The organism is Mucilaginibacter paludis DSM 18603, assembly GCF_000166195.2.
Classification (GTDB): Bacteria; Bacteroidota; Bacteroidia; order Sphingobacteriales; family Sphingobacteriaceae; genus Mucilaginibacter; species Mucilaginibacter paludis.
On sequence record NZ_CM001403.1, the window covers coordinates 2,170,969 to 2,184,751 of the forward strand.

Sequence of the window (13,783 nt, forward strand, 5' to 3'; positions counted from 1 at the left end):
TGTTATGGTTAAAGGGGCCCTCTGGAAAAACACCATGAATAATCCTTTTTATTTTTTGCTGTAATATTCTTTCATCATATACCAAGCTTTCTTTTTCTCGCCTTTTTCGGATAGTAAACCCTTGCGGTTATAGCCTTTTTGATAAACCGGGTGCATTCTCCCTAAGGACCGGTAATCAAACAATAACCAGGGGCATACCCCACATAAATTGGGTACCGTGCCAAACATTGCTACCTGGCTTGTATAAATTTTTGCCTGGTAAGCTTCAGTCCAGTAAGCGGCTTCATCGGTCGGGCCATTGTTGCTGCCGTACAGGGCTTCGCCTCCAAACTCCGAAATAAACACGGGCTTTTCCGGGCAAATCAGCTTCCATTTGGTATTGGCGGGCAAACCCTGCCAGGGCGTATACCAGCCCACATATTCGTTGATGGAAACAATATCTGCATAACGACCAAGCGTATCCCACACATCAAACGTATTGTTTTCGTATTGCTGGCTATTGATTACATGCGTGATCAGCCTTGTGGAATCAACGTTCCTGCATTTTTTGGTAAGCGCTATCAATGCATTATTTCTGTTTGGTGCCGACGGATATGTTTCATTCGAAAGGCTCCAGATGATAACGCCACAGCGGTTTTTATCTCTTTTAATCATCTCCTCCATCATCCGTTCCATTTTTTGAGTAACAACAGTGTCGGCAAATTCGATGTGCTGATATACCGGAATTTCGCTCCATACCATCAGCCCCATCTTTTCAGCCTCTTTCACCATGTTTTCATTATGGGGATAGTGAGCCAGCCTTACCATGTTACAACCTAACTTTTTAGCCGCGTTCAGCAATAAAAGGGCGTCTTCTTTGTTTCTGGCACGGGCAGCTTTGTAAGGGTTTTCTTCGTGAATATTTACAGCTTTCAGAAAAACCGGCTTCCCGTTCAGCATTATTTTACTTCCCTTTACCTCAATACTCCTAAAACCGATATCATCAGCCACAGTATCTGTTTCGCTTTCGATGATTAGCCTGTATAACTTCGGGCTGCTTGGCGACCAAAGTTTAAATGCTGACGAAAACTCAACCTTGGCTATACCTTCATCATTTGTTTTTGCATGATAAGATAAATTGAGTTCGGGTATGTTGATGCTGATATTTTGCCGGGGCCGCTCACCATTTAATTGTACCCAGCCCAGCACCGTATTTAAACTTCCCTTTTTCAATTGAATGCTGTAATCATCAATATAAGTATTGTTGGTTTCGATAAGATTTACATCGCGGGTTATGCCACCATAGTTTAACCAGTCATAGCCTTTGCCGGGTATCCCGTTTTGATAGCGGGTATTATTTACTTTAACTATAATGGTGTTAAGCCCTGCTTTTACCGGGGCGGATATTTCGAACTGAAAAGGTGTAAACCCTCCCTCATGGCTGCCTATTTTTTTCCCGTTCAAAAAAACATCGGTCCTATAATTTACCGCGCCGAAATAAATAAACAGCCTTTTGCCTTTTTTAGGTTCATAGTTAAATTGTTTTTTATACCAAACCGTGCCCTCAAAATAAGTGAGCTCTGGCTTTTGAGAGTTAAAGTCGCCGGGCACCTTTAACTGAGGCCCTCCCTGAAAAGAATATTCAAAAAAATCGCTTTTCTTCTCCGGTTTGTGTTCCAGCCAAACTTGCCTCCAGTCGCCAATACCTGTCGGATCGATAATTACATCCCAGTATCCGTTTAAGCTGGTTACCTTTCTTTCGGCGGCACTGATCATCGCCATTTGGGCAGTTGCCATATCAACGAACAGCAAAATGAAAAAGCACGTTAATACCCCATGTTTTGCAATTGCGTTATTTGATATCATTGTTCAATTTCGTTTAACAGATAAGAATACAGGCTGCGCTTTACAATCGCTTGCATAGAACACACCCCTCCGCCCCTCTCGAGAGCAGGGCTGTTGCATTTAAAAGAAGAAGGATTTAAATTTGCAGAAAAAAGAGTATGGACAAGGGCATCATAACCTATTTGCAGAAGTTGCCAGACGTGCGTAGAAAGGCTGGTCAGCGGCATGACCAAACGTTTATTTTGTTATTATTTGTGATGGGGACGATGAGTGGTTATTACGGCTATCGTGCTCTGGGTGATTTTATAAAGCGTAATCAAAAAGATCTTTTGACTTATTTCACTCCGAAAAAATCCCGTTTGCCTACGTTTTATACCGTGAGGCGTGTACTGCAGAATTTAGATTTTGAAAGTTTAAGCGAAGTTTTTTATCAATGGGCCAGTCAGTATACAGAAATCAATAAAAATGAATGGATGAATATAGATGGCAAAGCGATCAAAGGGACAATGAGTGATTATGCGCTTGAAAAACAGCGATTTGTAAATTTGGTGAGTATCTATAATGGGAGCCGTGGTCAAGTATTAGCCCAGGGTCTTGTAGACAATTCAAAGGAAAGTGAAATTCCGGTGGTACGCAAGCTTATTGCTGAACTGGGATTGGAAGGGGTAACGTTTACGCTTGACGCCTTACATTGCCAAAAAAAACAGTTGAGCTGATAATAGGTACGAATAATGATTATATGATAGGCGTAAAAAAGAATCAAAAGGGCCTTTATGAAAAAATAGCGGCGCTGACATCGGATACAGCAAAGGTTTGCAGCAAGTTCGTTGAATTGGAGAAAAATAAAGGACGTACAGAGCGCAGATCGGTATGTATATGCCCGGCGCCAGAAGAAATCAGTAAAGCCTGGATAGGCGCCAGTCAGGTAATCAAGGTAGAGCGTTGGGTAAAAGACAAAAATAAGATCAGTGAGGATTGCGCATTCTATATCAGCAGTGTGAGGGAAAATGCACAATTGTTATGCTATGGAATCAGAAGTCATTGGGGGATAGAGAATAAGCTACATTGGGTAAAGGATGTCACGTTTAAAGAGGATGCCTCCCGCATTAGAACTTCTCATGCACCAGAAAATATATCGGTGTTTAGAAACATCGCTATTAACGTTTTCAGAGCTCATGGCTTTCAAAATATAGCACAAGCACAAAGACTCGTTTGCAATGACATCGGCAGATTGAAACAATTACTCACTTAGAATGCAACAGCCCTGCTCTCGAGAGGGGAATCGCACGGGCCCGCCGCTTTTTCTTTCAATCTCCCCTCTCGAGAGGGGGCGGGCAGGGCGGTGCGCAATGGCGGGGGGTGTGTTTCGCCGCGCGACGAACTCTTAACCCCTGCGTGAAACTGCCTAACCAAACGGCGTTGTATCATTATTTTACTTTTCATTTTTTACTCGCCCTTGTTTGGGTATCAACTTACTATGTGTATCCAAACATTTACCCCATTCTGCCGGAAAAACACCCAATTCCGGCCTTCCATTTAATTACCCTCGCTACTTTTGAATATTATTCAATTGAGATATTTATCACTTTCGAAATATTTCGTGATGAGTTGCCTAATTGCAGCGCAAACTGGCCGGTTTCCACTTTCCATGCTTTTTTTGTTTCGTCGTAATAAGCCAGATCTGCAACCTTTATACTCAGCTCAACTGTTTTTATCTCGCCTGGTTGCAGGAAAATTTTCTCGAAAGCCTTTAATTCCTTTTCGGGATGTAAAACGGGGCTCGCAGGGTCACTTGCATATAATTGCAGAACCTCGGCACCGTAACGGGTACCGGTATTTTTAACTACGAATTTTGCACGAATAACATCATCCTTTTTATAGATGGCCTTATCTGCCGAGAAATTATCGATTGCGAAGGCCGTATAAGAAAGTCCGTACCCAAAGGGGAATTGAGGCTGAATCTTTTTGGTATCAAACCAACGATACCCTACTAAAATATCTTCCTCGTAATTTACTTTCAGGTTCATTCCGGGAAAATTACCCAAAGCGTGGGCAGGCGACTGGTCAAGAGCCACCGGTATGGTAAAAGGCAATTTGCCGGATGGATTTACCTTTCCGCTTAACAGATCGGCCACCGCATTACCGGCTTCCATACCACCATACCACGACCATAAAATAGCCGGAACCCGGTTAACAATACCCGCTAATTTTACCGGCGAACCGGCCACTATAACTACCGCTGTGTTTGGGTTTGCCTTGGCTACTTCCTGGATCAATACTTCCTGCCCGTAAGGCAAGTCCATATTTTGCCGGTCAAAAGATTCGGTATCAAAATCGTGGTTCAGCCCGCCGAAAATGATAACCACTTCTGATTCCCTGGCAACCTTTACAGCCTCCTGAATTAATTTCCAGTCGACATGATTTGAATTTGACTGGCCCGCATTACTGCCTTCTTTGAAGCTGGATTGCTTATCATATCCCTGGGCAAAATTTATTTTTACTTTAGCACCAAACTTTTGCTTTATGGCTTCCAGAGGACTTATTTCGTATAAGGCCTTTATTTCGGAACTCAACCCTGCCCCACAATGTTTGCGGGTGGCATTATCGCCAACGATAGCGACCGATTTTATTTTATCGAAATTGACCGGGAGGAGCCCCCCTTTGTTTTGAAGCAATACCGCGGCTTCAGCAGCTGAATTATAGGCCGCCTTTTGATGCTCGGGGGTATTCATTTTTCCCTTTTCGCGCTTGCTTTCATCAAACATTTTGGTTTTGAACATCACCGTCAAAACATGCTCTACTTTTTCATCAACAACAGATAAGGGCACCTTTCCTTCTGCTACGGCTTTAATTAACGGATCAGCAAAATACCATTGGTTGTAATCTTTTATATCGGTGCCCATTTCCAGATCCAGGCCGCTTAATGCCGCCTTTACCGTGGTATGCGCCGCTGCCCAGTCAGTCATTAACACGCCTTTAAATCCAAATTCATTTCGAAGAATTTGCCTGTTGAGATATTCGTTTTCCGAGCACCAGTCGCCCCTGAATTTATTATAAGCAGCCATTACGGTATAAGCCCCGCCTTCGGTAACTGCCGCTTTAAAACCGGGCAGATAAATCTCGCGCAAAGCCCTTTCGCTCATTTGTACATCAACAGAATCGCGATGTGTTTCCTGGTTATTGGCTATCCAGTGTTTTACACTCACAGCCACATCTTTAGATTGCAGTGCTTTGATATAGGCGACGGCCATTTTTGAGATGAGAAGCGGATCTTCGCTCATGTACTCAAAGTTGCGACCGCAAAGTGGCGAACGGATAATATTGATGCCCGGGCCCAGTAAAACATCCTTTTTTCTGAACCGGGCTTCTTCGCCCAATACAAGCCCTTGCTTATAGGCCAGGGCCGGATTCCAGGTTGCGGCAAGAGCAGTGCCCGGAGGGAAGCAGGTTGCAGAATCGGTGGTCCAGCCAGAATATGCCCAATCGTTCCGGTTAACTTCAGCGCGTACCCCGTGAGGCCCGTCACTCAGCGCCAATTCAGGGATACCTAATCTTTTTATACCTGACACATAAAATTTAGAATTGGCATGCAGCAGGCTCACTTTCTCCTGCAACGTCATCCGGCTAATCAGCGAGCGGATTTTTTCTTTCTGGCGGCTATCATCCTGAATACGTTGCGCGTTAGCCGCCCCTACGGCCAGTAAGGTAAAAAAAAGCACATGGCAGCATGGCTTTATCATTATTTTTAGCTTTGATATCACTACAATCATCTATTATCGTTTAATTAAGTTTACCAGCACAACATCATTTTCCCGAATGTCAAATTCGCGGGAATACGTTGAATTGGGTTTTATTTCAATTTGTTGCACGGCTACGGGAGAGCCGTTTTGTTGTTTTAACTTTTCAACCTGCTGCCTGTTTAGCTGCCCCGGCCTGCCCAGATCCACATACCCGGTATAGGCATCGTTTACCCGGTAACCTACCTTATAAATTTCCACGGTGTATTTTCCGGCAGGTAGATGCGATAAATTTACCTTCACCCTGCCTTTGGCTTTGGCGGGCAAATCTTTGATATAATAAGCCTGATCGTTTACCGAATCTGGAAGGGTGTGGGTAAAATCCCAAAACAATAACTGTACGCCGCCTTTATCGTTTTTACAAACCCAAGACCGGGTATCACTATTGGCTAATTCAGTTTGCCCGAGCTTATTCATGAATTGATAGGAATAAAAAGCGGGCTTATTAATTCCCTGAATGTTTAGTAAGCCAAAGCCACCATGAAAAGGCGTAAACCTTGGGCCGGGTTCTTCAAAAATATCGGTAAAAACCCAGTACGACATGGAGTTGGCGGCATGGCCTACCTGTTTTAATTTTTCTAAAATATAGGCTGCCTCGTGATAGCTGTCGTGCACCGGGTCTGCCGGGGTATAGGAGGCACTCCATTCTGTATAATGCAGTTCCAGGTTCGGTAAGGCCGACTGAGCAATTTGTTTACGGGAGTTTAATACATCGCCACTCACCGCCAGCGAATCACTGCTTAGTACAGTACCCGAGTTTCCGTGTTCGTCCAGGAAGCCTTGCTTTACGCCATACGAATGCGTGCTGATAAAATCAATGGGGACGTTATTTTTGCTGCAATGATTGATCATGTCTGGAACCCATGCTGCTCCCGCCGTGCCCGGCCCACCTACCTTATATGCCGGGTTTACGCTTTTTACCGCCTTTACCGAATAATCGTACAATTTAAAATAATCTGCCTGCGTCCCCGTCCAGAAGCCTGGGGACAGGTTAGGTTCGTTCCATACTTCAAAATACCACGACTTTACTTCATCGGTGCCATACCGTTCTGTAAAGTGCTGAACAAGGTTACGGATAAGCCCTTGCCATTTGTTATAATCTTTTGGCGGTGTAACATTGCCGCGCCACCAAAAAATTGTCTGGCTGCCGCTTGCCAGGGCATTAGGCATAAAACCTAATTCAACAAAAGGTTTCATACCAATGCGGTGCAGAAAATCAAACAGCACATCTACATACATGTAATTATACTGGGGGTTTCCTTTAGCGTCTTCGGTATAAACGGCCATATCGTCGGTCAGTAAACCATGCATGCGGATATATTTGAACCCGCATTCTTTTTTTACATATTCTAACTGCTGCTGCCAGTCGGCACGCAGCCCTTCATTTGCACGGCCCGCACCTACGCAGGCATTAAACGTGGTATTAAGCTTACCCTGCGGCTTATTGAAATCTGCGTTGATTGCTCTTTGGCCATTTACATTCGCCAAAAAAACAAGTTGCGAAGCCAGCAATGCCCCAATTATTTTTTTCATTTGCTTGTTAATTTTTATATAAAACTATTCTGTCCATACGAGCACGCCCGCTGGCTTGAGTACCTTTTCTCCAATTAAAACTTTGGCGTTATCCGGCAGGTTTGCCGTATAATTTTCGGATGAGTAATTTAATGCGGTGTAAAAACCATCGCGCCAATAAACAAATACGCCCGGAGGGTAATCGTCGGTTGTAGCACCGGCATCTTTATAAATCTGCCTCAATATATCCTTTTCTAATTTTGATTGGTCGGTATCTACGCCGATATAGGTTACATCGCCTTTGCCTATCCGGTGTTTTACAACGGCGGCTTTTCCCTTATAAAACTGGTTATCATAAGTAGCCAACACAGTGGTGTTGTTATCCGGCACCAGCAAATCAGCCCAGTTATTCCACAGGTAATGGTTGGAGTTCATCAGCACATCGCCTTTGCCGTATGGCGAGAGCATATCTGTTGCTTCTATATGCGCGCCAATCAAACTTGAAATTGATGCGGCGGCCTCTCCTTCCCAAAAATGCCCGTTCCGGTTTTTGGTAGCCGTGCGGCAGGTAACAATCAGATGGCCACCTTTGGCTACATACTCGTTCCATTTTTTTACCAATGCAGAGTCGGCCATTTCATAGGCCGGAACGATGAGGAATTTATATTTTGAAAAATCTGCCGTCTCCTGAATTACATCTACAGGAGCCCCCAATGATTTTGCAGCTGAAAGGAATTTTACCGGATAATCCCAGGTATTCCATTGCCCGGTCTGCTTTTGCCTGTCAATGCTCCAGTAATTTTCCAAATTCCAAAGCAGCGCAGTTGATCGTTCGGCCATCTTTGCCGGCATTTTTGCGCCTGGCTTAAATTGCTTACGCAGTTCTGTTATTTCCTTCATAAACTGCATATAGTCTTTACCGCCCTGCGAAGGCGTTACTCCGTCTGTTTGTATCACGGCCGCATGATATTGTTCTGCACTGTACAAGATCTGGCGAAAGCGGTATGAACAGGCTATCTTGCCCCCGGCGGCAAAACTGTGGTACAGCCATAAACGGACGGTACCCAGCAGCAGCAGCGGATTATAACTTCCCCAATTGACCGGACCGGGCTGAATCTCCATCACCCCGGATACACCACCCACGGATTTATAATATTCTGAAGCAAAAAGAATAACATCGCTATTACCTAAGCGAAAACCTAATTCGCCAATATTGTCAGTTCCTCCGTTGGGATACGCCGTGTATGCCGCAAAATCAAGCTTTTTGGTACGATTAGGGTCTGACCCGGTGCAAACGGCAGTATAGTTGGTAGTTATAAATTGACCCTTTGAAATGTAACCGCGTAAAACATCTGCCTGGAGATCAAGAAATCCGGCCTGGGCATCGGCCGAATATCTTTTAAAATCCAGCAGGGCGTGAGGGTTATTACCCCACCAGCCTACCAGGTTGGTATTCGGGATAATCACCTGATCAAAATTATTAAACCACTGGCTCCAGAAAGCGGCTCCCCAGGTGGCATTTAATCCGTAAATGGTTTTATATTTATTTTTCAGCCATGTTCTGAAAGCCTCCTGCGACGAAGGGCTGTAATCGGGAAGGGCGCCGGGCTCATTGTCTATCTGCCAGCCTATTACATTTTTATTCTGCCCGTAATGCATAGCCATTTCAGCAACGATTTTTTTTACGTAGCTGCAATACTTCTCATTAACAATGGAGCCTAATCCCCTTGTGCCATTCTCTGCCCGGATATAGTGGCCGTCCATCATAAACGTTTCCGGATAATTGATCCGCATCCAGGTTGGGGTAGTTGCAGAAGGTGTACATAAAAGCACTTTGAGATGATATTTTGCGCAAAGGCCCACTACCTTATCAAGCCATTTAAAATCGAAATTCCCCTCCTGGGGTTCCATTTTAAACCAGGCAAATTCGGCCAGATGAACAAATTCAAAACCCATATCTGATATCTTTTTGATATCCCTTTCCCATTGGCTTTCATTCCAATGTTCGGGATAATAATAGATGCCAGTAGTTACCAGGTCGCCTTCCGGAAAAAAACGGTTAGCTTGCTGTGCCTTTATTACTACCGGCGAGGTGAGTATGGCGATCAGAAATATTGTTATACTTTTTTTTATCATCTGGAATATCTTATTTTTTTATGTAAGCTGATATGGCTTGTTGATCAATAACCTATCTCTTATTTATTTGCCCCCCGCGGTTATAGCGTCAATGGTACGCTCATCTTTTACCGAATAATTTTGCCTGTCTAAAGCGCCGCCCGTATCCCAAAAAAACGGTAACATCCCGTTGGCCTTAGCTTGTTTTGTAATGTAAGTTAGCCAATAATCCACTGCATCATTATGCATGGCTAAATCTTTCGGAATATATTTTCCATCGTTTCTTCTGTAAGCGCCGTATTCACCCATGATGATAGGGATCCCTTTGTCGAAAAACTTTGTCTTCAATTTGTGGAAAGCCTTGTTCACCTCATTTTCTTCTGCCCAGGTGGCATTCCGCTCAGGTTCATTGGTTGAGTGATGCCCTTCGCCCCAGTAGTAGAACATTTTGCCCCAGCTTGCATCTCCGTTCATCAAACAAAACTGAAAAGGGCTGTAATAATGTACCTCCAGCATCATTCGCCCTGCTACCTGATCTACCGGGAAATGATCCATCAATTTATTGGTTTTGTCGATATCCGTGGAGGGGCCCTGAACTACCAGCACCCTGTAACTGTTTCTGCCGCCCGTAGACCGCACCGCGTGGATGAAGGTTTGATGATAGCTATTTAATACCTCCATTTGAGCGGCGTTCTCTACATTAGGTTCGTTAGCGCTGGCAAACATCAAATGTTCATCAAAATCACGCATCGTGGTGGCGATTTGCTCCCAAAGCGCTTTTTGTTTGGCATTAACAGCGTCTTTTTTTGCCGTGGTGCAATTGTTTTCAAGCCAGCCCTTGTCCCAATGGATATTGAGTAAAACATACATATCATTTTTTACGCAGTACCCTATTACTTGTTTAACCCTGTTGAGCCAGTTAGCATCTATGCGGGCTTTACCCTCATTGGCCAAATGTGTCAAATTCCAGGCACATGGCAGGCGGACGGCATTAAACCCCTGCTTTTTTACGCATTTGATATAATCCTCTGTAATAACGGGGCTGCCCCAACCTGTTTCGCCACCCGGAGCTTCAAAAGTATTACCGATGTTCCACCCTAAGCTGATCTTTGCCGCCAGCTGGACAGCATTACTGCTCATTCCCGTTGAGTCGGGAGCCTTTGGCGAAGTATTATAAGAAGGATAAACGATGAGAGGCGCGGGGGCCGCAACCCTTCGCGCCTGCCGGTAGCCATAGCTTACCAAACTGCCGGATCGGTTTGGTTTTGCAGGCCCGCCGGTAATTGTTGGTTTAGCAACCATGTTATGATTTGCCCTTGTGAAAGAGAAAAAGGATGTGAGCGCGATTAGAAATATCAGTATTTTAAATGAATACTTTACCGTCATTTTGTTTTTATCATTCAATGTAAACAATGTAAAAAGTCAACGTACTCAAACATCCGTGTGATATTATTTTAATTGCCCCACCGGTGTAAGCGGGGCAATGGTACGTTAATCTTTTTGGGGTATTTTGTGTGGCGTTAAAAACCTGCGCCCTTTTTCAACGAATCCAGTGCGGCCCTGTCTCCTATAGTGTTAGTAGAACGGTTGAATATACCGCTGGCCCATAAAAATGGCAGCACACCATTTGCTTTGGCTTTTTTTGCAAGATAACTGTAGAAATGCCTTCCCGAGTTTACCGACAATATCGAATCCTGCGGATACCCTTTTAATTTACCGGCGTGATATTCCGCATCAAATTCGCCCATAACCAACGGGATCCCTTTCGAAGCAAAATTTAATCTTACAGAGTTTAATATAGAATCTACATAATGTTCTTCTGTTGGAGCTGTCGCGTTGCGGTCAAGGAAGAGCGGGTTTTTTGTATGAAAATCTTTCCCCCAGAAATACCATTCTTTCCCCCAGCTGGCGTCGCCACTTAATATGCAAAAATTAGCCGGGCTGTAATAATGAAACTCTATCATCATTTTATTAGGTGTCGGGTCGGTAGGGACCGGCACTGTTTTATATACATTAGCCGGATTGAGGTATTGGTTAGCCAAATCAACTGATGTAGAGGGTGATTGAATAATCAAAGTACGATAAGTGTTTTTACCGCCAGTACTGCGCACTGCATTAATAAACGTTTGGTGATAACGCATTAAGGTAACCGATGTTGATACATCGCTCGCATTGGGTTCGTTGGAGCTGGCAAACATCAAATGCTCGTCGAAACCCCGCATCGTTGTGGCTATTTGCTCCCAATATGCCTTTTGCTTCGCATTAATACTATCCTGTTTAGCACCTGTTGCTGTACAATCAAGCCAGCCACCATCATAGTGGATATTGATGATCACATACATATTGTCGTTAGCGCAATATTGAACCACTTGTTTTACCCGGGCGAGCCACACTGGGTCTATTTGTGCGGTTGCCCGGTTGATGATATGCGACCAATCATACTGGATGGGTATCCGTATGGCATTCATGCCACTTTGCTTTACCAAATCAATCAACTGCTGGGTAATTACCGGGTTTCCCCATCCGGTTTCTCCACCTGGAGCTTCCATGGTGTTGAAGATATTCCAACCCATTGTAACGCTTGCGGCCAATTGCATAGCCGTGCTACCCATACCAGTTGCATCGGGCGCTATGGCCAACGTATTGTAGGATGGAAAAATACTGGCATCCTGTGATACTGTAATTCGCCTGCTTTGTCCGTTTGCTGCATTTACGACTAAACGCAGAGAGCGGCTCATGCCCGATTTATTAGTGGGGGCAGTTAAGTTAATGGTGGCGGCACCGCCACCACCCGATATTTGACTTAAGTGCAGCCAGCCTATACCAGTGGTATCAACACTCCAGGCAGCATCGGAAGTAAATGCCAAAGCTACCGTTCCACCAACTTCGGGTATTGCTTTCGTCATATTCGAGAGCGTAAGCTGTGAATCTGTTGTACCTGTTTTTTTGCACGAAACAGCAATTAAAACAATCACAACCATCCCCAAAACCTTATACGCCGTCTCAATTTTTATTTTTTTTATTTTCATCTCGTTCTATCAAAAAAGGTGACCGTTAAAAGCTTATTTAATTTTTACAACCCTGAAATTATCAAAGGCGCCATAAAAGCCCGTTGCAGTTGCAGCTGTGCTGTAGTTATGGATATAAACCGTGCAGGCGGTATTGCCTGTTGGCCCTGTTAAATCAGCAATTTTAGTTATAGAGGCTCCTTTACCTTCGCCCAGCGTAGCGTCTTTAGCTCGGAAGGATGATAAAGGAATGGTTACCGTTACCCATTTATTTGTAGTATATGATGCCGTAGCGCTTGCAGATACCTGCCATGGCTCCCACCTGGCTATAGGGCTGCTGCTTACCCCACTCAGAATATCGATTGTGCCGCCATTCCAGGGTTTTGGTACGCTTACTTCAAATTTAAAGGCCCAATTATCAACCGGATCATTAAGGTTAGCCGTTGGCACCCATTGCGCTGCATTCATGAGTATTGCGTAATTAGAATAGGTGTTCCCTTCGCCACCTATCAGCGAACTGGTTTTGAGCACCATATATTGGCTTGAATTACCAGGAAAATCGGCACTGCCACTGGTATAGTAGGACCCACCCCACCATTGCCAGTTGAAATTTCCGCCCCATTCCCAATCAGATATTCTTCCGGTTGCAACATCATTTACATTATATACTGTAGTTGCTGTACCAAATTTAGTAGTAACCGATACAGGTGCGCTTTTAGTTAATGCAGGCAGAACAAAACCCAAAGCATTGCCGCTGCCTGATGAAGTAAAGGAGGTGACTGCAGTACCGGCAAAAGTTAGCGTTTGGATATTTTTAAGATTGGTACCATAAATATAAACAGAATCGCCGGGGCTGGCATTTTCGTTGGAAACAGCTGTAATGGTTGGTATGGCTAATATCTTAAAATTAACTGAACCGGCTTTGGCGATAACCGTTACCTGATCGGTAGTTGTTTGTGCAGGCATTAGAAAACCGATCGAGGTTCCGTCGAGGCTTGGTTTAAATGACGAGATTACGGTTCCGCCATACGAAAAACGTTGTACCAATACCAAATTGGCACCATAAACGTAAACCGAATCGCCGGGGTTGGCAAATACATTGGATATAGCGCTAATAGTTGGCCCCGCCGGGCCTAATTTAAACGAAAACGTTGCTGAACCTGCCGGCGTAACATACTGTATGGTATAAAGTTTGGCAGTATCAATAGTTGAAAACTGTATGGCAGGTATTTGTACGACGGCGCTGTTAGAAGCAAATAAAGCGCTATTGAAAGCGGCCGGAACCCCGTCAAATTTAATCTGGGTTGCATTTTGCAAATTCTGCCCGGTGATAACTACCCATTGGCCGCTTGCCACGGCGCTATGCAAAACCGTATCGTTCGGTGAGGCGACGTAACTCCTGACACCTGAAATGATCGGGGCATTGTCAGCATTTTTTTTACAAGCCGACAGTAAAGCCACCATTACGAAGAAAAGCGGCACAAAATACAGGCGGAGGTATAAATTTCTTTTCATAACCATCTATTT

Annotated in this window: 7 protein-coding genes and 1 pseudogene; 1 reads left to right on the forward strand and 7 read right to left on the reverse strand. The window is 44.4% G+C overall.

What is annotated here, in order from left to right; genetic code table 11:
• Positions 1–48: 48 nt before the first annotated feature.
• Entirely contained in the window at positions 49–1,776 is a 1,728-nt protein-coding gene (locus MUCPA_RS08990; protein ID WP_217220445.1) for a glycoside hydrolase family 2 protein, read from the reverse strand.
• A 206-nt stretch (positions 1,777–1,982) separates the two neighbouring features.
• On the opposite strand from MUCPA_RS08990, the pseudogene MUCPA_RS38195 reads away from it, so the two are divergent.
• A pseudogene (locus MUCPA_RS38195) lies at positions 1,983–3,076 on the forward strand (ISAs1 family transposase).
• Positions 3,077–3,386: 310 nt separating this feature from the next.
• Here the strand turns inward: MUCPA_RS38195 and MUCPA_RS09005 are convergent.
• The 6 genes from MUCPA_RS09005 to MUCPA_RS09030 form a co-directional block, all read right to left on the reverse strand.
• Entirely contained in the window at positions 3,387–5,564 is a 2,178-nt protein-coding gene (locus MUCPA_RS09005; protein ID WP_050982213.1) for a glycoside hydrolase family 3 C-terminal domain-containing protein, read from the reverse strand.
• A 33-nt stretch (positions 5,565–5,597) separates the two neighbouring features.
• Positions 5,598–7,154: a GH39 family glycosyl hydrolase gene (locus tag MUCPA_RS09010; RefSeq protein WP_008505883.1), complete on the reverse strand. Its 1,557-nt coding sequence runs from the start codon at positions 7,152–7,154 to the stop codon at positions 5,598–5,600.
• A 24-nt stretch (positions 7,155–7,178) separates the two neighbouring features.
• Complete coding sequence (locus tag MUCPA_RS09015; protein WP_008505884.1) at positions 7,179–9,269, reverse strand: beta-galactosidase; 2,091 nt, start codon at positions 9,267–9,269, stop codon at positions 7,179–7,181.
• 63 nt (positions 9,270–9,332) lie between these two features.
• Positions 9,333–10,550: a glycoside hydrolase family 5 protein gene (locus MUCPA_RS09020; RefSeq protein WP_217220448.1), complete on the reverse strand. Its 1,218-nt coding sequence runs from the start codon at positions 10,548–10,550 to the stop codon at positions 9,333–9,335.
• 218 nt (positions 10,551–10,768) lie between these two features.
• Positions 10,769–12,277, reverse strand: coding sequence for a cellulase family glycosylhydrolase (locus MUCPA_RS09025; RefSeq protein ID WP_008505887.1), 1,509 nt, complete (start codon positions 12,275–12,277; stop codon positions 10,769–10,771).
• Positions 12,278–12,310: 33 nt separating this feature from the next.
• On the reverse strand, positions 12,311–13,771 hold the full coding sequence (locus MUCPA_RS09030) for a glycan-binding surface protein (protein WP_008505888.1): 1,461 nt from the start codon (positions 13,769–13,771) through the stop codon (positions 12,311–12,313).
• Positions 13,772–13,783 lie beyond the last annotated feature (12 nt).